Origin of the sequence: Aquamicrobium aerolatum DSM 21857 (genome assembly GCF_900113935.1) — a bacterium.
Taxonomy (GTDB): domain Bacteria; phylum Pseudomonadota; class Alphaproteobacteria; order Rhizobiales; family Rhizobiaceae; genus Aerobium; species Aerobium aerolatum.
The window spans coordinates 1-21,420 of sequence record NZ_FORF01000032.1; the positions used below are offsets into that span (position 1 = coordinate 1).

General features: G+C 60.5%; 22 protein-coding genes. 17 read left to right on the plus strand and 5 right to left on the minus strand.

From position 1 onward, the window contains the following. The 6 genes from BMZ42_RS16740 to BMZ42_RS16765 form a co-directional block, all read left to right on the plus strand. The coding region (locus BMZ42_RS16740; protein ID WP_139207979.1) for an IS5 family transposase at positions 1-325 on the plus strand (325 nt) is incomplete at its 5' end. A 78-nt stretch (positions 326-403) separates the two neighbouring features. Then, a complete protein-coding gene (locus BMZ42_RS16745) occupies positions 404-1,387 on the plus strand; it encodes a TAXI family TRAP transporter solute-binding subunit (protein ID WP_091524814.1) in 984 nt (327 codons plus the stop codon). Positions 1,388-1,482: 95 nt separating this feature from the next. Continuing rightward, complete coding sequence (locus BMZ42_RS16750) at positions 1,483-3,417, plus strand: TRAP transporter permease (protein ID WP_091524817.1); 1,935 nt, start codon at positions 1,483-1,485, stop codon at positions 3,415-3,417. Positions 3,418-3,456: 39 nt separating this feature from the next. Beyond that, the gene (locus BMZ42_RS16755) at positions 3,457-4,830 is read left to right on the plus strand and encodes an amidase (protein WP_091524818.1); all 1,374 of its coding nucleotides are present in this window, start codon (positions 3,457-3,459) and stop codon (positions 4,828-4,830) included. Between the two features lie 2 nt (positions 4,831-4,832). Next, on the plus strand, positions 4,833-5,702 hold the full coding sequence (locus BMZ42_RS16760) for a polysaccharide deacetylase family protein (RefSeq protein ID WP_139207981.1): 870 nt from the start codon (positions 4,833-4,835) through the stop codon (positions 5,700-5,702). Between the two features lie 89 nt (positions 5,703-5,791). Continuing rightward, positions 5,792-6,856: an isocitrate/isopropylmalate dehydrogenase family protein gene (locus tag BMZ42_RS16765; protein WP_091524855.1), complete on the plus strand. Its 1,065-nt coding sequence runs from the start codon at positions 5,792-5,794 to the stop codon at positions 6,854-6,856. 108 nt (positions 6,857-6,964) lie between these two features. Here the strand turns inward: BMZ42_RS16765 and BMZ42_RS16770 are convergent, their stop codons facing one another. Genes BMZ42_RS16770 through BMZ42_RS16780 form a run of 3 tightly spaced genes read right to left on the minus strand, consistent with a single transcriptional unit; the run spans position 6,965 to position 8,936 of the window. Further along, positions 6,965-7,918 (minus strand): NAD-dependent epimerase/dehydratase family protein, encoded by a 954-nt coding sequence (locus BMZ42_RS16770; RefSeq protein ID WP_091524824.1) that lies wholly within the window; start codon positions 7,916-7,918, stop codon positions 6,965-6,967. Beyond that, positions 7,915-8,244 carry an EthD family reductase gene (locus BMZ42_RS16775; RefSeq protein ID WP_091524826.1) on the minus strand — a complete coding sequence of 110 codons (330 nt, stop codon included), beginning with the start codon at positions 8,242-8,244 and terminating at the stop codon, positions 7,915-7,917. Before BMZ42_RS16775 ends, BMZ42_RS16770 begins: the two co-directional genes overlap by 4 nt. After that, positions 8,241-8,936, minus strand: coding sequence for a GntR family transcriptional regulator (locus BMZ42_RS16780; protein WP_091524828.1), 696 nt, complete (start codon positions 8,934-8,936; stop codon positions 8,241-8,243). Before BMZ42_RS16780 ends, BMZ42_RS16775 begins: the two co-directional genes overlap by 4 nt. Positions 8,937-9,018: 82 nt before the next feature. Here BMZ42_RS16780 and BMZ42_RS16785 point away from each other — a divergent pair, with 82 nt between their 5' ends. From BMZ42_RS16785 to BMZ42_RS16835, 11 genes are all read left to right on the plus strand, one after another. Further along, the gene (locus tag BMZ42_RS16785) at positions 9,019-9,963 is read left to right on the plus strand and encodes a fumarylacetoacetate hydrolase family protein (RefSeq protein WP_244523310.1); all 945 of its coding nucleotides are present in this window, start codon (positions 9,019-9,021) and stop codon (positions 9,961-9,963) included. Between the two features lie 36 nt (positions 9,964-9,999). After that, entirely contained in the window at positions 10,000-10,992 is a 993-nt protein-coding gene (gene dctP / locus BMZ42_RS16790) for a TRAP transporter substrate-binding protein DctP (RefSeq protein WP_091524831.1), read from the plus strand. A gap of 77 nt (positions 10,993-11,069) precedes the next feature. Then, positions 11,070-11,588, plus strand: coding sequence for a TRAP transporter small permease (locus BMZ42_RS16795; protein WP_091524832.1), 519 nt, complete (start codon positions 11,070-11,072; stop codon positions 11,586-11,588). Then, a complete protein-coding gene (locus BMZ42_RS16800) occupies positions 11,585-12,877 on the plus strand; it encodes a TRAP transporter large permease (RefSeq protein ID WP_091524835.1) in 1,293 nt (430 codons plus the stop codon). The genes BMZ42_RS16795 and BMZ42_RS16800 overlap by 4 nt, the downstream gene beginning before the upstream one ends. A 14-nt stretch (positions 12,878-12,891) precedes the next feature. Then, positions 12,892-13,614 carry an SDR family NAD(P)-dependent oxidoreductase gene (locus BMZ42_RS16805; RefSeq protein ID WP_175556769.1) on the plus strand — a complete coding sequence of 241 codons (723 nt, stop codon included), beginning with the start codon at positions 12,892-12,894 and terminating at the stop codon, positions 13,612-13,614. Between the two features lie 173 nt (positions 13,615-13,787). Further along, entirely contained in the window at positions 13,788-14,231 is a 444-nt protein-coding gene (locus BMZ42_RS16810) for a putative sulfate exporter family transporter (protein ID WP_091524839.1), read from the plus strand. A 112-nt stretch (positions 14,232-14,343) separates the two neighbouring features. Continuing rightward, positions 14,344-14,619 carry a YtcA family lipoprotein gene (locus BMZ42_RS16815; RefSeq protein ID WP_091524861.1) on the plus strand — a complete coding sequence of 92 codons (276 nt, stop codon included), beginning with the start codon at positions 14,344-14,346 and terminating at the stop codon, positions 14,617-14,619. Continuing rightward, the gene (mdtN, locus tag BMZ42_RS16820) at positions 14,619-15,662 is read left to right on the plus strand and encodes a multidrug transporter subunit MdtN (protein WP_091524841.1); all 1,044 of its coding nucleotides are present in this window, start codon (positions 14,619-14,621) and stop codon (positions 15,660-15,662) included. Before BMZ42_RS16815 ends, mdtN begins: the two co-directional genes overlap by 1 nt. Beyond that, positions 15,646-17,664, plus strand: coding sequence for an FUSC family protein (locus BMZ42_RS16825; RefSeq protein WP_175556771.1), 2,019 nt, complete (start codon positions 15,646-15,648; stop codon positions 17,662-17,664). The genes mdtN and BMZ42_RS16825 overlap by 17 nt, the downstream gene beginning before the upstream one ends. Further along, a complete protein-coding gene (locus BMZ42_RS16830; protein WP_175556772.1) occupies positions 17,661-19,154 on the plus strand; it encodes a TolC family protein in 1,494 nt (497 codons plus the stop codon). Before BMZ42_RS16825 ends, BMZ42_RS16830 begins: the two co-directional genes overlap by 4 nt. 466 nt (positions 19,155-19,620) lie before the next feature. Continuing rightward, complete coding sequence (locus tag BMZ42_RS16835; RefSeq protein WP_091524849.1) at positions 19,621-20,274, plus strand: sugar phosphate isomerase/epimerase family protein; 654 nt, start codon at positions 19,621-19,623, stop codon at positions 20,272-20,274. Positions 20,275-20,341: 67 nt separating this feature from the next. On the opposite strand, the gene phnF is transcribed toward BMZ42_RS16835, so the two are convergent. Both phnF and BMZ42_RS16845 read right to left on the minus strand, forming a co-directional pair. Further along, the gene (phnF, locus tag BMZ42_RS16840) at positions 20,342-21,067 is read right to left on the minus strand and encodes a phosphonate metabolism transcriptional regulator PhnF (protein ID WP_091524851.1); all 726 of its coding nucleotides are present in this window, start codon (positions 21,065-21,067) and stop codon (positions 20,342-20,344) included. A gap of 182 nt (positions 21,068-21,249) precedes the next feature. Beyond that, the coding region (locus BMZ42_RS16845) for an ATP-binding protein (protein WP_175556773.1) at positions 21,250-21,420 on the minus strand (171 nt) is incomplete at its 5' end.

Genomic DNA, 21,420 nt, shown 5'->3' on the forward strand with positions numbered 1-21,420 from the left:
CGGTCAGGTCAGCGATTACACCGGTGCTGCCGCCTTGCTTGATGAACTTCCCAGGGCCAAATGGCTGCTGGCCGACCGTGGCTATGATGCCGACTGGTATCGTGACGCTTTACAGGCCAAGGGGATCACTCCCTGCATTCCGGGTCGCAAATCCCGCAACAAGGCCATCAAATACGACAAACGCCGCTACAAGCGGCGCAACCGGATCGAGATAATGTTCGGGCGTCTCAAAGACTGGCGGCGTGTCGCGACGCGCTATGACAGGTGCCCAATGGCCTTCCTCTCCGCAATCGCTCTCGCGGCTACCGTTATCTTCTGGCTCTGATCAACGAGTCCTGAGCCTAGGCAAAATGCCGGGTTGGGTCGCGGTTGGCCCTCCGGCTTACGAACGGGAGGATAATTCTTGAAAATCCACACTCAAATTCTCGCAGCGGCATTTTCGCTCTCGCTGGCGGCAGCGCCAGCCTATGCCGAAGAGGAGATCAAACTCACCAAGCCGGTGATGTCCGCTGCAAGTCAAGTCGGTGGCAGCCTGTATGTGACCTATGTCGCTGCATGGATTCAGGCGGTGACCGAAAAGTTCCCAGGCCTGTCGATCACACAGGAGCCAGGTGGCTCATCCCAGAACGTTGTTCTTGTCAGCACTGGAGAAACTGACTTTGGCATTACCGCCAGCAGTCAGGCCTATCTTGGCTACTACGGCAAGGAGTGGGCGAAGGGCGTCGAGTACAAGAACATTGCTGGCCTTCACCCTGCGTTCCCAACCTATATGACAATCGTCACACTTGCCGATTCCAAGATCAAGACGTTTGAAGATCTGGCAGGTGCAGAGCTGGCCGTTGGTGTTCCTGGCGGTGGCAGCGACGTGATTGCACGCGAGATTTCGGCGCATTTTGATGTCGTTCCGGCGCGCTTCATCAACGCTAGCTGGGAAGATACCGGTGGCTTGCTGCGGGACGGCCTTGCCGATGCGGTGCTCTATATTGCCGGTCATCCAGCAGGCTTCTTGCAGGAACAGGAAGTCAGCAATGACCTGCGTTTTATCTCGCTGTCTGAAGAGCAGATTGAGAGCTTCCTCGGCGCACACCCATATTACGCGCCAGTCGAACTGAAAGCCGGCACCTACAAGGTTCTCGACGATAAGTTCAGCACGATTGGTCAGATGAATTTCATGATCGGCTCTCCGGATCTTCCGGATGATTTCGTGACTGCGTTGCTGGATGGCGTTTATTCGCGTGTCGATCTTCTTGAGCGCGCTCATCCCAATTTTTCCGAAACGCGCGTCGAAAATGTTCGCGGTATCCCTGTGCCGCTTCACCCGGCTGCAAAGCGCTACTACGAAGAACGCGGGATTGAGGTTCGTGAGGCGCCAGCGCCGGCGAACTGATCGGGTGCGGCGCGCACGCCGTCATTTCTGATTGTTCAATTTGGCGGTGGGGATCTGCATTCCTGCCGCTCTTTTTTAGGGAGGGATCTTGCGACATGACAGAGCAGATTTCGTCAGATCAAGCTTTGCCAGATGGCGAGCGCACCTCCAACCAGCGCGACATCGGGCGATGGTTGGGGATCATCGTCGCAGCTTTTTCTTTAATTGCAGCTGCGGCACACCTCTACTGGCTGGGCGTACGGTCTCCAGGCGTTCTAAATCTGCGCGCCTATCACCTGCTGATCCCGATTGTCCTCGTGCCATTGCTGTACTCGGGCTGGGTTGCCGCACGCAGCAGAATTCACTGGACTGATATCGTACTTATTGCCGCGGGCGTTGCTTCCACCGCCTATGTCGTTGTCGAAGGTCCGAACATGATCTTCCGCTATGGCGTGATGCCGACGACATGGGATCTCGTGGCGGGCGCGACGATCATGCTGATCGTTCTGGAGTTGACCCGCCGCACCGTCGGCTGGGCACTGGTCATCATCGTGACGCTGTTGTTGCTCTACAGCCTGTTTGGCTCTTATGCGCCGGGAATTTTCGTCAACCGCTCGTTCAGCTGGGAGCGTGTCGTCAGCTTCCTGTTCTCGATGGACGGCCTGTACGGCATTCCACTGGGTGTGTCTTCTACGTACATCTATCTGTTCATCCTGTTCGGTGCGATGTTGCAATATTCCAAGGCCGGCGATTTTTACATCGACCTTGCCTACAGCATTGCTGGCCGCTCACGCGGTGGTCCTGCCAAGGTTAGCATCTTCGCCAGCGCGATGATGGGTACCGTTTCAGGGACAGGCATCGGCAACGTCGTCACTACCGGTCCGCTTACCATTCCGCTGATGAAGCGTGCAGGTTTTAGCCCCGTATTTGCTGGCGCTGTTGAAGCGGTGGCCTCGACCGGCGGTCAGATCATGCCGCCGATCATGGGCGCCGGCGCGTTCCTGATGGCCGAGTTTGTACGCATTCCCTACGGGGAAGTTGTCATTGCGGCTATTTTGCCGGCATTCCTGTACTTCCTCAGCGTTTATTTTGTGGTGGATCTCGAAGCTGCACGGCGCGGCCTGAAGGGGCTCAAGCGGGAAGACCTTCCTGTCGCCCTCGCCGTTCTGAAGCAGTGGGGTCATCTGCTCCTGCCGATCATCATTCTGATCTACATGCTGGCAGTGGAAAACGTCTCGCCGATCAAGGCGGCACTTTATTCGATGGGCACGCTGCTGATCGTTTCCTGGCTTCGCCATGAATCGCGTCTGACGCTGAAGCGGATCGTGGACGTCGCACAGAGCGCAACCAAGGGCTCGCTGGAAGTGATCATCAGCTGCGCCGCGGCAGGTCTCATCATGGGCCTGTTCCAGCTCACCGGCACGGGATTGCGCCTTTCGGGCTGGGTGACCACCTTTGCATCCGGATCGAGCTTGTTTGCCCTGATCCTGACGATGATCGTCACGATCATCATCAGCATGGGCCTGCCGACGACTGCGGCCTACATCGTCACAGCCGCCGTTCTTGCTCCTGCGCTCAGTGATATGGGGATCGGCCTTCTTCAGGCACACTTCTTCATCTTCTACTTTGCCTGCATGAGCGGCATCACCCCGCCTGTCGCGCTCGTAGCAATTCCCGCCGGATCCATTGCCGGTGCGAATCCATGGTCCGTCGGCATCAAGGCGTTCCAGATTGCTGTTGCGGGTTTCATCATTCCCTACATGTTCGTCTATTCGCCGCAGCTTTTCCTTCAGGGGTCAGTCGTCGAGATCGCGCTCGCGCTTGTCACGGCGATGGTGGGCGTATGGGCGTTGGCGGCTGCGATGATCGGGAATGTCTTCGGTCGTCAGCTGAACGTGGTTCTGCGGGTCGGCATGGCGCTTGGAGCCTTGGGATTGATCTTTTCAGGCTGGAAGACCGACCTGGCGGGCTTGGCGATCATCGCCGCGATTCTTGGCTTCCATCGCATGAAAGGGGCTGGCACCGCAGCGAGCGACGGAGTGTCGTCGTGAGTTTGCCGAGACGAGCTGTGGTTTGTGTTGGGTGATTGCATGGATGACATACTCGACATGACTGCATCTGAAATCGTTGCCGCCACCACGGCGGCAACGATTTCGAGCGTAGAGGTGACCCAAGCCTGTCTCGCCCGCATTGAAAGTGCGGATCCGCATCTTCACGCATTCATTGTTGTCGAGGCGGAAGGCGCACTGCGGGAAGCTGCCCGTCTTGATGAGCTGCTGGCAAATTCCGGCACAGTCGGACGGTTGCATGGCGTACCGGTCGCCATCAAAGACATCTTTGATGTCCGCGGCTTGCCGACGACGTGCCACTCCAGGATCATGTCAGATACACCGGCTTCTCAAGATGCAGTCGCCGTACAGCGCCTGCGTGCGGCGGGAGCGGTGATAGTCGGCAAAAACGCCCTGCACGAATTTGCCACGGGTGGGCCATCGTTCGATCTGCCTTGGCCTCCCGCGCGTAATCCATGGCTGCCAACGCATCATCCTGGAGGCTCCTCGTCGGGCTCGGGAGCGGCAGTTGCTGCCTCCATGGTGCCAGTGTCGGTCGGCACGGATACAGGCGGGTCGGTGCGTCATCCGGCGAGCGTGTGCGGGATAACCGGTTTCAAGCCGACTTATGATGCGATCAGCCGGGACGGCGTATTTCCTCTGTCGCCAAGCCTGGATCACGTCGGCCCGCTCGCCCGCTCGGTTGAGGATTGCGCGCTGATGTTTGCCGTGATGGCGGACAAGCCGACAATATCCTTGTCGAAGGACGACAGCCTGAAAGGCAAACGCGTCGGCATCTTCGACGATTTCGGTCAGGACGCGGACCCGGAGATTGCGGCGGCATTTGATGCGGCCGTGGAGGCGCTTGCCGCAATGGGCTGCACCTTGACGCCACTTCAGGCGCCGCCTCTTGCCGAGCTCACGGGCTGTGCCAGAACGATTCTGCATTTTGAGGCTTACGACATTCATTCACAATGGTTGCTGAGTCGACCTCAGGAATACGGTTTGCGGGGACGCACCCGGCTGTCGGCGGGACGAGAAACGACGCGGGCACACTACCTCAAGGCAATCGAAACAGGCCTGAAACTGACTCAGGAACTCGATGACGCCATGTCGGATGTTGATGTGGCAGTGTCAGTCTCCAGTCTGCGCTTGCCCTGCCGGATCGATGATGAGGTTGAAATTTCTCAGACCTATGATCGTCAGGCCCGCACGCCCTTCAATCTCACCGGGGCGCCAGCATTGTCTCTTCCGATTGGTCTGTCGCGAGACGGATTGCCGATCGGGATGCAGATGATCTGCCGTCACGGCCGTGACGCCTCACTGCTGCGTTTTGGGCATGCGTTCCAGAATGCCACGAACTGGCATCAGGCCCGCCCGCCACTGTCACATTTTACGACCAACTCAGGAGCCTAGCCTTGTTGCAGCCACGCCAACGCGTCGATTTCTCCACTCCGTTCCGGCGCAAGCCCCTGACGGCTCCGCAAGGAACGAGGCTCATTATCTGGCCTGTCGTTAACATTGAGGAGTGGGACATCGAGCGCCCGATGCCGCGACAGGTTTCGCCCGCGCCCGGAGGGCAACGCAATGTCCCTGATGTGCCGAACTGGAGTTGGCACGAATATGGGATGCGTGTCGGCTATTGGCGGCTTCTGAAGGCATTCGAAGATCGCAATATTCGTCCGACGTTGTCGATCAATGCCAAGGTCTGCGAGACGATTCCTGACGTTCCGCGCGCGGCCCATGAGGCGGGATGGGAATTCATGGCGCATTGCTATGAACAGATGACGATCCATGCAGTCGAGGATCAGTTTGCGATGATCCGCCAGTCGGCGGACATCCTCGAGGACTTTACCGGCAAGCGACCGCGCGGCTGGTTGGGACCGGGCCGCACTCAGACTTTTGAAACGCTCGATCACGTTGCAAAGGCTGGCTATTCCTGGTTCGGAGACTGGATCATCGACGATCAGCCGCTTGAGGTGAAAACTTCTGGCAAGAGCCTCATCTCGCTTCCCTATTCGGTGGAGTTGAATGACATCACGATCATGGTCAGTGCCCAGCATATGTCTGACGCGATGCTGGTGCGCGTGAAGGATGCGGCAACTCGGCTTCTGCAAGAGGGCGAACAATCCACAAGGATCATGGCGTTTGGTGTGCATCCTTACGTGTCGGGAGCCTCGCATCGGATCCGCTACTTCGAGGAAACGCTTGACTATCTGATGCAGCTGGATGGAGCAGTTTTCTGGCAGGGTGACCAGATTTTTGACTGGTATACCGCTCAGATCTGACAATCACGCCGGAGAGCGCAGCAAGCTGATCATGCAGCGAGTGTCGGTCCTTTAATCGCCGGCACTCGCAAACTGTTGTGGAGGCCATCATGAAACTCGTTCTTCTTCCCGGTGATGGAATTGGCCGGGAAATAAGCTCGGCGACCCGTCTTGTGCTGGAAGCTGCAGCATGCCGTGCTGGGATTCCACTTGAAATCCGAGAGCTTCCGATCGGCCACGACAGCCTCGCGCGTTATGGAACGACGGTTAGCGACGAGGTCGTGCAAGAGGTACGCGCGTCAGACGGCCTTATTTTGGGTCCGACCGCGACCATGGATTTTCGTGATCCGGCACGTGGCGAGCTGAACCCCTCGATGTTTTTCCGCAAGCAGTTTGACCTCTTTGCCAATATCAGGCCCTCGCGCACATTCGAGGGCATTGCCAGCCGGGCCGGTCAGTTTGATCTCGTGATTGTGCGTGAGAACACGGAAGGTTTCTATGCCGACCGGAATATGGAACTGGGCAGCGGTGAAATGCTTGTCACGAGTGACGTTGCCATTTCGATCCGACGCATCACCCGCCAGGCTTGCGAGCGCATCGCAAAAGCTGCATTCGAACTGGCTGAAACACGCCGCAGGCGCGTCACATTCGTTCACAAGGCCAACGTCCTAAAGATCAGCGATGGCCTGTTTCTGGAGGTATGTCGCGAAGTTGCGTCGGGATATCCTCACATAGAGACCAACGATTATCTCATCGACGCCATGGCGGCGCATGTTGTCCGCGACCCGTCGCGGTTCGACGTGATTGTCACCACGAATATGTATGGCGACATTCTCTCGGATCTGACAGCTGAACTTTCAGGCAGCCTGGGTCTTGGAAGTTCGCTCAATGTGGGTTCGAATTTCGCCATGGCGCAGGCCGCCCATGGCTCAGCACCTGACATTGCTGGGCAGGACATCGCCAACCCCGCCTCTCTGATCCTGTCCGCAGCACAGCTGCTTGCATGGTTTGGACGCCGACAGTCCAGTCAGTTGCACATTGATGCAGGTCAGGCGATCTCATCGGCGTTGGAGGAACTTCTTCGACAGGGCGCATGGACCCGCGATGTCGGGGGGAAATTGGGGACAGCTGCCGCCGCGGACGCGCTCTGTTCTGCAATTCGCGTCAACCGGTGAGCGTTCTGGCGAAGCACTAGGGGCGCCTGAAAGCTTAGACGGTGCCACTATTCCATATCATGGGAGGAGCTCGGCTCGGCATCGAAGTCTGTGCTGAGATAAGAGCCGTCAGGCGTTCCACCAATAGGCAAGGCTGTCGGCAAGATCGTGTTGCGCGGTGAACGCCAGTTCGTCGCGCGCGGCAGAAACGGAAGAGCCAGCAGGGCGCACATGCGGAAAGCCGGCAAAGCCGGTTGCCACCGTGCGATCATACGCGACGGTGAGCGGTCCATGTATCGCAGCAACAGTGTCGATGATCTCGTCGAGCGACCATTGTCGGGGGTGAACGATATTGTAGACGCCGAGTTGCGGGCGTTCAGCGTCGAGCGCGCAAACTGCCGCCCGAGCGCAGTCGCGGACGTCGACAAACTCTTCCTTGCCCTTCCAGATCAGGAGCGGGTCGTCAATTTGCAGCGGTCTGGCGTCTTGAGCAGCTTTGACGAGGGTAGAGAAAAGGCGTCCCGGAACACTGGTCGGCGCATCTGTGCGACCACCGACGACCGCGCCAAATCGCAATGAGATTGTATCGACGCCGTAGAGGTCGCGGTAGAGCAGCGCGAGTTGCTCGCCGGTCAGCTTGCTGATTGCATAGAGGCTCCCGGGACGCTGACTGACCAGACCCAACGCTGCATCCTCGGGGATCGGGTCGGGGCCGAGTGTGGCGAAGCCGGAATAGAGCACGGTGGTGGAGCTGACGAGGATGATGCGGCGCAGCCCGTGTTGGCGGCAGGCTTGCAGGAGGTTTGCGGTGCCGAGCAGGTTGACGCCGAGACCGCGCACCGGGTCTGCGCGCATCGCGGTCGACAGCATGGCTGCGGTGTGGACGATGTCGCGGACCCCGTGATCGGCAACGATCCGGTCGATCGCGGTGGCATCGGTGATGTCAGCGGCGACAAATCTGGCTCCTGCCGGCACATGCGCGGGCTGCCGGACATCCAGCAGCAGGATGTCTTCGCCACGCGCCAGCAGCAGCTCGGCTACCGCACAACCGATCAATCCGGCGCCGGTTACCAGTACGCTCACGCCTGGTCTTCCAGTACCTCGGAGACGACATGGGTGACGCGGCCGGAAAACGGCCCCATCCCGGCTTTGATCCGGGTCTGTACGGCTTGCCGCACCGGGCTTGCGAGCGCCTCGTCCATCGCCGCGATACTGTCGAAGTAGAGGTCGAATTGCATGTAGGCAGCGTTTGCGCCTTCATCTGCCTGAACGAGCTTACGCAAGACAACGCGGCGGATTCCGGGATAGGTCATGATTTCCCGGACAACGGTTTCGCGCATGTGGCGATCGAATTCCGGTTGGCTGGCGACAGCGACTGTGCCCTCCAAGAGGGCGCTGCGGATGATCATGCGGGAAATTCCTTTTTGCTTTCCATAGACATCATCAGATTTTTCACGACGTTCTCGGTTCTCGCCAGATGGCCGTCCATGAGTGTGACCGCGCGCTCTTCGTCGCCGTGGATCACAGCGTCGGCGATGGCTTTGTGCTCGGCCTGGATATCACGGGACACTGAGCCTTCCGGATCGCCTGCGACGAGCCGCAATTTACGATACCGCTCGGAATGATCCGTCAGCGTATTCCAGAATCGCAACCGCCAGTCGGAGCTGCAGGCTGACACCAGCGCAAAATGAAAATCGCGGTGAAAACCTTCCCAGCGAGCTGCGGCGTCGCGGTCTTCGGCCGTGCCGGGAAGCGGCGCGGACGATAACAGGTGCAAGGTGCGCAGGATCTCGGCTTCCCATTCGGGCGTGCGGTTTTGCATCGCCATGCGCAGGCAGGTCGCTTCAAGCTCGCGCCGAGTCGAAAACAGGTCGTGCAGTTCGGCGATTGAGATTTCGCGCACCCATGCGCCGCGATTGTTCTCGTTCAGAACCAGACCTTCGGAGCCGAGTCGCAGAAGGGCTTCGCGGATCGGCGTCAGCCCGAGCTGGTAACGGGCATTGAGATCTGCGGCACGCAGACGCTCGCCCGGCATCAGGTCTCCGTTCAGGATCTCCAGGCGCAGCAGATCATAGGCAGATGCGGGGGAAGCAGTGGTCATGGTCGCGCAAATTTCATGTTGACACAGGGATTTTATAAAATAAGTTTCTTTTTATGTAAAGCTGGATTTGTAAGGAAGCATGATGCGCGACGATCTTGTTCCAGGTCAAACCTGGGCCTTGGCAACCTTGGACATGGCGGCCGGCCCGCTGGCTGTTCTTGAAACCCAGGACGGTCTTTATCGTCTGGGCGATCTGCTGGATGCCGCCGGTTCGCCGGTTCGCGACGTCGCAGGGCTTTTTGCGGATTGGCAGGCCAGCACGGCGCTGCTTGAGAAAATAGCCGCAAACCCTGATCCGGCCGCAAAGGTGGGCGACGGGCAGCGTCTCGCGCCGATCCTGTATCCCGGCAAGGTGCTGTGCGCCGGCGCTAACTACTACCGGCATCTCCAGGAGATGGGCGTCGCCGATGTCCGCAAGGAGTCGCAGCGGCTGTTCTTCTTCTTCAAGCCGTCGCGCAACGCGGTGGTAGGCGAAGGCGCGACGGTGCATATGCCACTCGACAGCCAGGCGATGGACTGGGAGATCGAGTTGGCGGTGGTGATTGGCAAGGCCGCCCGCGCCGTCAGCGTCGAAGATGCGATGGATCATGTCGCCGGCTATATGGTTGGAATCGATTCCTGTGCCCGCGACCTGAACAAGGCGCCGGACACATTTTATAAGTTGGACTGGGTGGCGGGCAAGGCGCAGGAATCGTGCTGCCCGCTCGGGCCGCGCTTCATTCCCGCGAGTGCAATTCCCGATCCGTCGGCGCTGCGTTTGACGCTGTCGGTGAATGGTGTGACCAAGCAGGACGACAGCGCATCAGACATGATTTTCTCTATCGCCGAGCAGATTGCGACGGCGTCGCGGATCATGCAGCTCGACCCCGGCGACGTCTTGCTTACGGGGACGCCTGCAGGCGTCGGCGCCCCTAAGGGCGAATTCCTGAAAGTCGGAGACCGGCTGGACGCCAGCATCAGCGGCATCGGCACGCTTGCCGTTACGATCCAGGCTCCGAGCACCGAAATTCGCACGCCGCGGGTGTAAAAGCGGCGTCCTATTCATGAAAACTGGAGGAGTATCATGACTATCCTGAACCGCATCGCCGCTGGCGCAATGATGGCCAGCCTTATGCTTGGCGTTGGTTCGGCCATGGCCGAGACGGAGCTTCGTATTTCCTCGGCCTCGCCGCCGACGGGTCCGCTGATCTCGGCCTTTCAGGTCATCAAGGAGCAGATGGAAGCTGCGTATCCCGGTGAGATCAAGGTCTCGATCCACCATTCCAGCAGCCTGTTCAAGCAGGGCACCGAAGTGCCTGCCATGCAGCGTGGCAACCTCGAAATGGCAACACCGATCATCTACGAGATCGAGCAGCAGATGCCGGAATATGGCGCGCTCGGCAAACCTTATGTGTTCCGGGATGCCGATCATCTGCTGGCCGTCTTCAATGGCGAAATCGGCGAACAATTCGCCAAGGACGTCTCGGAGAAGATGGGGCTTGAGATTCTTGCCACAGGTTACTTTGGCACCCGCACTGTGAGCTTGCGTAGCGTGCACAACATCCAGAAGCCAGAGGATTTTGCTGGTATCAAGCTGCGCATGGCCCCGGGTGCGGCGTATCAGAACCTTGCGCTTGCGCTGGGGGCGACGCCCGTTTCGATGCCGGCGACAGAGGTCTATCTGGGCCTGAGCACCGGTGCCATCGACGGTCAGGACAACCCGCTCAACCTGGTGCTCGACTGGAAGTTCAACGAGGTCACGGCTGAATTCGTCATGACCAATCACCTGGTTCAGCCGGTGTTCTACGCTGTCTCCGGCAAGACGTGGGAAAAGCTGACGCCTGAGCAGCAGGCAACATTGAAGACGGCCGCCCAGCAGGGCGCGGCGAAGCAAAGCGAAGAGACGCGTGCGCAGGAAGCCGGCGCTCGCGCAAAGTTCGAGGCCGAAAAGATCGTCTTCAGCGATCCCGACCTGGCGCCGTTCCGCGAGAAGGTGGACGCGGTTTATGCCGAGCAGGGCCTGATGGACAAATGGATGCCAGGTCTGCTCGATCGGGTTGCAGCCACCCAGCCATGACCAATCCCCTCCCAGCTGACACGGTCAGCTGGGAGGTATCCATTGCACAGCATACCTAGCACATCAGGGGAGAACCGATGTCGTTGCTATGGAGCCGGACGAAACGGGCGGCGCATATTCTGGCGGTCGTCGGCATGTTCGCGATCTTTGCTATTTTCATCTATGGCGTCGGCATGCGCCATTTGGGGCGTCCTCAGTCGTGGGTGGATGAGGTTGTCACGATCCTTACCGTCTGGGTGGTGTTTTTCACTTCCGCCTTTGTCTTGAGATGGCGTGACTTCATCACGTTCGACATGCTGTTCCTGTCCTTGTCCCCCAAGGGCCAGCGCATCAGCATGGTGGTGGCTTGCCTCGGCTTCGTCGGGGTGATCGGGTACATTTTCTACGCAATTGTCGACTACGTGCTGTTCATGGGGATCATGACCACGGATATGGTCGAGATCCGACTGGATTACGTCTATTCGATATTCCCCGCGTTCCTCGCCGGCATCTGCCTGCGGCTGCTGGTTCTCGCCTGGAGGCTCAGCTTCGGCGACCACGCCGCAGCCCTTGCCGAACTTTCCTACACCGACGCTGCTGACGAGGTCGCGCTATGACGATCGGCCTGACTGTACTGTTCACGACCTTCATCGTTGCGTCGCTGCTTCGCCTCCCCATCGCACTGGCAATGTTCTTGTCCGGCGCGCTCTATTTCGTGGTAACCGGGCAGGACCCCGGCCTGTTGGCTGACTCTGTCATGGGCCAGATGACGGGCATCTATGTGCTCGTGGCCATCCCCATGTTCGTTCTGGCTGCCAACATCATGAACGACAGTGGTATCAGCGAGCGGCTATGGGGTGCTGCCAACGCCCTCGTCGGACGGCGGCGTGGCGGCACCGGCCATGTTTCGGTGGTCGTCAGCATCATCTTCTCCTCGATGACGGGCAGTGCGGTGACAGAGGCTGCCGGCCCCGGCGTGATTGCCGTCAAGATGATGAACCAGATCGGCGGCTACCCGCGGCATCTCGCCGTCGCCGTTGCGGCAGCGGCCAGCGTCATTGCGCCGGTCATCCCGCCCTCGATCCCTCTGGTGATTTACGCAATGCTGTCGGGTGCTTCCGTCGGCACCTTGTTTCTCGCCGGCATCGTCCCAGGCTTGTTGATGGCACTGGTCATCATGGCCGTGGTCGCGTTCAATGCACGGCGTCTGGACTTGCCGGTTGGTCTCGGCGTACCGAAGGGCGAAGGCGGGCAGATGCTGCGCCGCTCCTTCCTGCCGCTGACGCTCCCGGTCGTGCTGCTGGGTGGCATCTGGTCGGGCATATTCAGCCCCACAGAATCGGCTGCGGTTGCCTCGCTCTGGGGCATCATCCTCGGCGTCGTTATCATGCGAACCCTGCGGGTGTGGCAGCTGCCAAAAGCCTTTGATGTCTCATTGCAGCAGATGTCGGCGGTGATGCTGCTGATCGCTAGCGCCTTTGTCGTGAATTATGCCATCGCCAATGAAGGACTGGGCATCGCACTGGTGCATTGGGTCGAGGCCATGGAATTGTCGCCACTCGGCTTCATGCTGGTAGTGAACGGCTTGCTGCTGGTGCTGGGCTGTTTTCTGGACGGTTCGGTGATCCTGCTGGTGGTGATTCCTCTGCTGCTTCCGAGCGTCAAGGCGTTGGGAATCGACCTCAACTATTTCGGCGTCATCGTCATCATCAACTTCATGATCGGGTTGATTACACCGCCCTACGGGCTGGTGCTGTTCGTCTTGTCCAGCTTGACTGGGGCGCCCCTGCAGAAAGTGTTTGCCTCGATTCTGCCCTTCGTTTTCGCCCTGATCGCTCTGCTGCTTCTGATGGTGCTGGTGCCTGACATCATCCTTTTCCTGCCGCACATGTTCGGCTTCAGATAGGGGAGAGAAAGCCAGTGAAAACAGTTTTCGTGACTGGTGCCGCTCAGGGAATTGGCCAGGCGATTGCAGCGCGGTTTTCCCGCGACGGCTGGCGCGTGGTGCTGATTGACCGCAACCACGAGGCCGTCGAGGCGGCAGCGGCAGAACTTGCAGTGGAGGGCGGCTCTGTTCGTGGTGTCACACTTGACGTTTGCGACGAAGCCGCAGTCCGGGCTTGCCTGGCTGCGGAGCCGCGCGTGGATGCGGTGGTGACGGCAGCCGGTATCTATTCCGATCGCGAATTCTTCGATCTGACGGCCGATGATTTTCGCAAGATGCACGAAGTCAACGTCGTCGGAACTTTCCTCATTGCGCAGGAAGGTGCGCGCCGCATGCAGCGCGGCGGGCGCATCGTGATGATCTCGTCTCGTGGCGCTCTGGGCGGACGACGCTTCGCCCACTACGCAGCTTCGAAAGCCGCGGTCATCGGTCTCGTGCGCGCGATGGCGATGGAATTGCAGGCACGCGAGGTCACGGTGAATTCGATAGCTCCAGGCTTTACCGACACACCGATGACCCGCTCGGCTCCACCGGAACTCTTCGAGCAATGGGAGAAGCTGGAGTATCGTGGCAAAGCCGCAAGCCCAGCGGAAATCGCCGCGTCGGTTGCGTTTCTGGCAAGCGAAGACGCAGGCTTCATTACCGGCCAAAGTCTGTTTGTCGACGGTGGGAAATCACTTGGCGGGCTGGGCGTCTAAGAAAATCCTCGGGATGGGGCTAACAATTTGTAGTCATCCATCGTTGTGCTCAGTGCGGCGAAGAAGGGCGAGATGTAGGAAGCAACAGATCGGCAGCTGAAACTGGATAACCGGGCAAACTTGTTTGGCGCGCCCGGTCTGGCTGGTGTCGTGCTGCGTTGACTACCCGGCCTATGGCTTGTCGCGCTTGTGGCAGCGGGTGCCTACGGCATGCGAAATGTGTCCGTGCTGGGAGCGATGAGCCCGATGATCATCGGGATCCTTCTGGTATCGTCCTGTGCAATCTGATGTCGCTTCCAAAGGAAGTTGAACGTGGTCTGCAACTGGCGGGCAAAGGGCTCCTGCGGGGTGCCGCGGCACTGCTCGGTCTGCAGGTCACGTTCGGCCAGCTGGCAGCTCTCGGGCCATGGAGCCTCGCGAGCGCAGTGCTCGTCGTCGCCAGCACATTTCTGGTCATGCTTGGATTGGGCAAGTTTCTGCGGGTCCCCATGCCGCTTGCTTCCTTGATTGGTGCCGGCACGGCTGTTTGCGGTGCGTCTGCCATTGCTGGTGTGAACGGTGCTCTGCTTGCCCGCCAATTAGCCTCACGATATCTTGCGGCTCAGCGTCGTGCATAGCAGCCCTGCAACTACTTTGGCCAAACGACCATTGCCAATGATGTGAGGTGCTGGGTAAGTAGAACCGATGCAGATGCGTGCGGTATGGCCGCAAGACCATGGACCTGAAACGATGCGGCGCAGATTTGCTCTGACATTTTCAATCCTGCCACTTCTGGCGGGGTGCGATGCGGCGGTGCGATCGCCGTCGATTTCGGTGTTCGGGTCGTTCTTTCCTGTCTGGATCCTGTGCGCCGTCGCCGGGGTGATCGTGACGGCCATTGTCCGCGCTGTCTTCATTCGCAGCGGCATCGACGAGTATCTGCCGGTTCCCGCGTTGGTCTATCTGTGCCTGTCGGTGGGCAGTTCGATCGGGTTCTGGCTAGTCTGGTCGGGGGGCTTTGCGTGATGAAGACTGTGCTGGGCAAGATCATTGGCTATGGCATTATCGGGCTGACGCTGGTCCTCGTATTCGTGGCCTATGCCGCCAACACGGCCAGCCCCCGTTCGGACGTTGCGGAGATCGAAGCGCCGATCATCCAGGTTTCGTCGACTGTGCCGGGGCGGATCATCTCGATTGCCGTGAGCAACAACGCCACCGTCAAGAAAGGCGACGTGCTGTTCCAGATCGATCCCGAGCCCTACCAGCTTCGGCTCGATCAGGCGGAAGCACAATTACGCTCGGCCGAATCCGAACTGGCGCAGGGCGAGCGCAACATCGCCACCGAGCAATCCAACGCGGCGGTGGCGGCCAAGCAGATCGAGCGCGCCCAGTACAATACCGAGCTGGCGCGCCAGACACTGGAACGCCTCGAGCCGCTGCTGGAGAAGAACTACGTCACCGCCCAGCAGGTCGACCAGGCCCGCACCACGTACAACGATTCCCAGGTCAGCCTTGCGCAGGCGCTGCAACAATCGCAAGGCGCCAGCCAGATCATCGGCACGCTCGACACGCGCGCGGCGCAAGTTGATTCTGCCCGAGCGACGGTCGGGCTTGCCCAGCGCGACCTCGACAACACGACCGTCCGCGCCCCCTTTGACGGGCGCGTGGTGGGGCTGACGATGCCGGCGGGCGAATATGTCGTGACCGGGCAGACGGTGTTTTCCCTGATCGACATTTCGGGCTGGGAGGCTGTAGCCTATTTCCGCGAGACCGAACTGCCGGCGATCCAGATCGGCGATGCGGCGGAGGTGTTCCTGATGTCGTCGTCGCGCACGCCGATCAGGGGGACGGTGTCGGGCATTGGCTGGGGCGTGCGCTCCAGCGATGCGGCCACCATTCTCGGGATGCCGACTGTCGCCAATTCACTCAACTGGGTGAAAGTCGCCAAGCGTTTTCCGGTCTATGTGCATCTGCATTCCCCGCCCGACGAACTGATGCGTGTCGGAACCTCCGCAGTGGTGGTGGTGTTGGGCGCCGAGCCGGGGAATGGGGATGGCGCAACCCATTAAGCTGTCGCGCATCGTCTGGGATGAATTGCAGCCCTATGACGGGCGCTTGGGCCTGTCGCTGCGCACCGCGCTGGTGTGCGTGCTGGTGGTCGCCATCGCCATGAGCCAGCAAGTGCCGGAAGCGGCCTTGTCGTGTTATCTGGCTTTCTTTGCCGCCCGCGACAATGCCGGCTCGGGAATCCTGATCGCCTTCGCGCTGATCGTCGGCGCGTCGGTCGGTATCCTGCTCGGCCTGGTCTTCCTGATGCTGGCGTCCGACGAGCCGATGTTGCGGCTTGGGCTGATGGCGCTGTTCACCTTCGGGGGCATGTTCCTGTCGCAGGCGACGCGGGCCGGACCGATTGCGGCGACGATCGGCTTCGTCTTCGCCTTCGTGATGACGCTGAACGATATCGTCCCGGTTCCGGAACTGCTGGTCAGGGCGTTGAGCTGGATGTGGGTGGTGGTGTTCTTCCCCATGGCCTTCCTGATTCTCGTCAATGCCACGACCGGCCCGAATCCGGCGCGGCTGGCGCGGCGTGGCATCGCCGCCCGGCTTGACGCCGCAGCCGGGGTGCTGGAAAGCAGGCCCGGCGCGCGGGCAACGGCGGAAAAGCTGCTGGAAGCGGGTCGTGGCAATCTCGGCACCTATGTGCGCATGGGCGAATTGCTTTCGCTGATGAATGGTGACAAGGCCTTGCGCGCCGGTGAGATGATCGGCGCCAGCCATCACCTGCTTTTGGTCGTACAGGCGCTGGAAAGCCCCCGCGACTGGGCGTCTCTCGCACCGCAACTGAAGGCAATGGCCGACCTGGTCCGCGACGACCGCCTGCTGGACGAGAAGCCGCATGTTGCCCTCGACGACGCAAGCTCCGTCGAATCCCGGGCGTTGGTGACCGCGCTCGCCGCGGCCACGCAGCCTTTGCTGCGCAGCCATCAGGCCCGCCCACTGCAAAAGACCGGCAAAACGGGCGGCATTCTGGCGGCCGACGCGTTCACCAATCCCGTCTATACCCAATTCGCGCTCAAGGCGCTGCTGGCGGTGCTCATCACCTATGTGATCTACACCGCGTTCGACTGGTTCGAAATTCACACGGCGATGATCACCTGCTTCTATGTCGCGCTGGGCAGTGCAGGGGAGACGCTTCATAAATCGGCGCTGCGCATCGCAGGCTGTCTGGTCGGTGCGGCCATGGGGCTGGCTTCGATTTACTTCCTGATGCCGCACATGACCGATATCGGGCATCTGTTGCTGCTGGTCGGCGCGGGCAGTTTCGTCGCCGCATGGGTCTCGAACGGGTCCAGCCGCATTCAATATATGGGCTGGCAGATGGCGCTGGCGTTTTTCCTTTGTGTTCTGCAAGGCTTTGGACCGGCTCTCGACAACGCCGTGGCGATCAATCGGGTTGTGGGTATCCTGATCGGCAATGCGGTAGTGGCGGTGATCTTCTCGACGTTGTGGCCGACCAGCGTCGGGCCTGCCGTCGCCGGCGGGTTCTCGCGCGCGCTCCTTGCGATGCGCGGCGCGCTACAGCCCGGTGAAGCCCCGGCCACGCAGATGATTGCACCGGAAATTGCCGCCGCGCGACGGCTCGACGAGTTGTCCGGCTTTGAAATCCAGAGGGTCAGGCAACGGTACCAGCTGCTCGAACACAGCGCCGACATCGCCCCTGCCATTGCCGCTGCGCGCGCGCCGTTCGTGCTTCTGGAAGCAACCCGCAGTGAGGGGAGAAAGCTTCGCGGCGCGCCGATTTGTGTGATTAGAGCAACGCATGGCTATGAAACGGCAGTTGCGGCGTTCCTTGAACAGGCGTCCTCGGCTATTCTTTCCGCCGATCGAGAGGCCGTGAAGGCCGTGCGTCAGGCTCACGAGCGGGCCGCGCAGGCGTTGCAGCGTCTGGAGCGCCTTGCGCGACGATCATGGCCGGGGCGCACGCGCTGGCGGCGGGAGTTGAAGGAAACCATGAAAATCTATCGCCGTATTGCCGCCGCGACGACCGAGATGATGGAAGCTGCCCGATGATCCAGTTACGGGTGTTTGCCGCCGCGCTGGCGCTGGGACTAAGCGGAACTCTGGCAGCATGCACGAGCGTCACGCCCGAGCCAACCTCGGCCGGGCCGTCGGTCTCGTTTCAGGGCAATAATCGCGACTTTGGCGTTGTACCCGACACGGCGATGCCCAATGCGATCGCCACGCCGCAGATCGACCCCAACCACACCTACAGCCTGCCCGAGCTGATCGATATCGCGCAATTGCACAATCCGGTCACGCGGGCGAGCTGGCAGCGGGCGCGGGAAGCCGCAATCGCGGCGGGCGCAACCGCAGCCACCTATCTGCCGGTGCTGAGCGCCGATGTCGTGGCGGGATATGCCCAGACTTCCGATACCGTACCCGGCGTCAAAGGCACATTTGTCGACGTGCCGCCCGGCACGATTACGGTGTCGGGCATGCAGGTCACACCGGGGCTGACGGTGAAATGGCTGCTGTTCGATTTTGGCGGGCGCGACGCCGCCCGGGCCAGTGCGCAGCAACTGTCATTTGCCGCCAATGTCACCTTCAACGCGACGCATCAGAAACTGATCTTTGATGTCAGCAGCGCCTTTTTCCAGCTGACGGCGGCGCGGTCGCAGACCGCGATCAACCGTGAAGCGCTCAACAATGCCAAAGTCGTGCAAAGCGCGGCGCAAGCGCGCCTGAAGCAGGGCGTCGCGACCTCGATGGAAGTGGCGCAGGCCAGCCAGCAGGTTGCGCAGGCCGAATTCGACCTGACCCAGGCCACCGGGCGCGAGCGCAACACCTACCACCATCTGCTGGAAGCGATGGGCGTGTCGCCGACCCTGCCGATCAAGGTTCAGAATATCGGCAACCGCGCCATGCCGCGCGCCATCCCCGGCAATCTCGATGCGCTGATCGCGGCGTCGCTGCAACGGCGTCCGGACGTGCAGGCCGCCCTGGCGCGGGTGAAGTCCAACCGCAGCGGCATCGCGGCTGCGCAAGCCGAGTTCATGCCCAAGGTGGCACTGACCGGCACGCTCAACCGGTCGTTCGGCAACTATTCCATCGATGACAGCCGCATTCCCGGCACGGCCAGCATCAACGCCAGCCGGCCCAACGCCGGGCTGCTGGTCGGGCTGAGCCAGCCGCTGTTTGACGGCGGTTTGCGCGATGCCCGGTTGCAGGCGGCGATCGCGCAGGCAGAGGCGTCCGAGCAGGAATTCGCGCAATTGCAGAACATGGCCGCGCGCGAGATCGTCATCGCCTATGACATGCTGCGCACCAGCCTGTCGGGCCATGCCGCGGCCAATGCGCTGGTCCATGCCGGCCAGACCAACTACAACGCCGCGCTGGATTATTTCAAGAACGGTCTGGGCACGCTGGCCGATGTCAGCATCGCGCAAACCGGCCTGCTCAAGGCCAAATTTGCTCAGTCCCAGACGCTCAGCGACGCATTCACCGCAGCCGCAACCATCGCCTTCGCCACCGGGCAACTGACCAACGCCCGTGTCCCGTAGGTGACCGATTTATTAGTTCGCAGTGATATGCAGATTGACGCGAGTTGGACGGATGGGAGGAAATTGTCGTCTCGCGTGGTCCCGGCTCTGAAGTGTTTGCGTGTATTGAAGAAACGCTCGCCGGCGTTTCGCTGCCGATAGACCATGGACTGAATGGGGATGTTTTGACCCGGTTGGGCATGGAGCGGATATTGGCCCACGCGACGCGTTCATCCATCGTGTCGCGTAAGGGATCGCTGTCATAGGCCTTGCCCGCCCGGTCAGCTTGAGCCGGATCGGGCGGTCTTCGGCATCGACAAGCGTATGGATCTTAGTGGTCAGGATGCCGCGTGAGCGACCCATGCAACGGGATTGCTGATCTTTTTTGACCGTTGGCGGCATGCTGGTGAACGCGGGTCAACGATGAGTTGATCATCTGGGCATCTCCATCGTAAGCGACTGGAACGGCTTGAAAAATACGCTCCCAGTGGCCTGTCTGGTGCATCGGTTGAAGCGATGGCGCAGGCCGTGTGAGGACCGAAACGCGAAGGAGCTTCTGTCCGGCTACGACGGCCGCCTTGGCATTCACGGACCGTTCTGGGGCCTTCATATCGCGAGCCCGGACAAGGAGATCCAGAAGGTCGTCACCCGCCGTATGCTGCAGGGGCTGGAAGTCTGCGAGTTTCTCGACGCGACGCAGATGGTGATCCACTCGCCCTACATCACGTGGGACTATCACAACCTCGATAACGCTCCAGGCCGTCAGGCCTATCAATCGGTGCTCGACCATACCCATGCCACGATGGACGAGACGGTTCGCCGCGCTGAAGAGATCGGCGTGACCATGGCCGTCTCGATCGACACCGGCCACGCACATTATGCCTGTGGTTCGACGGGCGCGCCGCCGGTCGACTACTTCGTGCGCCGGGCAGGCAATTCATTGCAGCACATCCACCTGCAGGATGCAGACGGATATGCAGACCGCCACTGGACCATCGGCGAAGGCAATATCAACTGGCACGCCGTGTTCCGCGCTCTGGGCGAACTGACGTCAAAGCCACGCCTGATCCTGGAGCTGCGCGACAAGGCAGGCATCCTGCCTTCTGTCGAGTGGCTGCGTGCGCGCAACCTCGCGCGCTGATAGGTCAAAGGCACGTCGCCGATCCTGCAATGCAACTTGCGGCGCACGCAGGGTCGGCGAGCAAGACCTAACGATCTTGGCCCACCAACAATTCGACGCGGTCGGCCGGGAAGAGCGTTTCTGAAAACTGGATCGCCTCGCCATCGGGCGTTTCGTTGATGGCGGTGGTGACAAGCACGATCGCGCCCGGCGCAAGAGCGAGGTCCCCGAGCGTAGACGTTTCCGCGTGACGGGCCGAAACGCCCGTCGAGCGCCGCACGTAGTCTTTGATACCGCATCGGCTCAACGCAGACGTGATCGAGCCGGTTTCCTCGTAGTAACGTACCAACTCGGGAAACCTTGCCGCGCTGAACCAGTGGGTCGCACGCGAAATCCTTTTTCCGTCGGCTTCGCCGAGAACATCCATTTTCAAGACATCATCGCCCATTTCCAGGCCAAGAACCTCCGCGACCTGCGCACTGGCTGCCACGATTGCATGCTCCAGCAGGACCGTATGCGCTTCCCGAGCCTGACCTTCCAGATTGGTTGAAAACCGCGTGCGCGGGCCGAGCGCATAGGAAATCCGCCTGGTGTCGCGCACGAATGTGCCGCGGCCCTGCTCGACGTAGAGGAAACCCTCCTGCACCAGTGCGGCGATGGCGCTGCGCACCGTGTGACGGTTGACGCCGAACAATGCCGCCAACGACGTTTCGGGTTGAAGCCTGCCGTCTTGCACAAGCGATGCGTCGGCAATGCCGTGGCGGATGCGGTCGACAATCTGCCGCCATAACGCGACGCCGCTGCCGCGCTCCATGGTTCGTTGATCCGACAATTTTCGCTCCGTGTTGTCAATGACCGTGGAAACGGGACCCCGCCTTTTCGTGTAAAAGGGACCCCGGTTAGAGCTTGTGAAGGGCACGCCGGTTAGCGCCCGATCAGGCGAAGCTGGTCGGGGTTGCACAGCCTGATCGGGCGCGGCTGATTGGCTTTTCGGCTTTAGCTTTGAGAGCGGCTTTTGAAGCGCCAGGATTCGTTTCCGGTCTCGACGATTTCGCAGTGGTGCGTGAGCCTGTCCAGCAGTGCGGTCGTCATCTTGGCGTCGCCGAAGACGCTCGGCCATTCTGCGAAAGCGAGATTGGTGGTGATGATGACGCTGGTGCGCTCGTA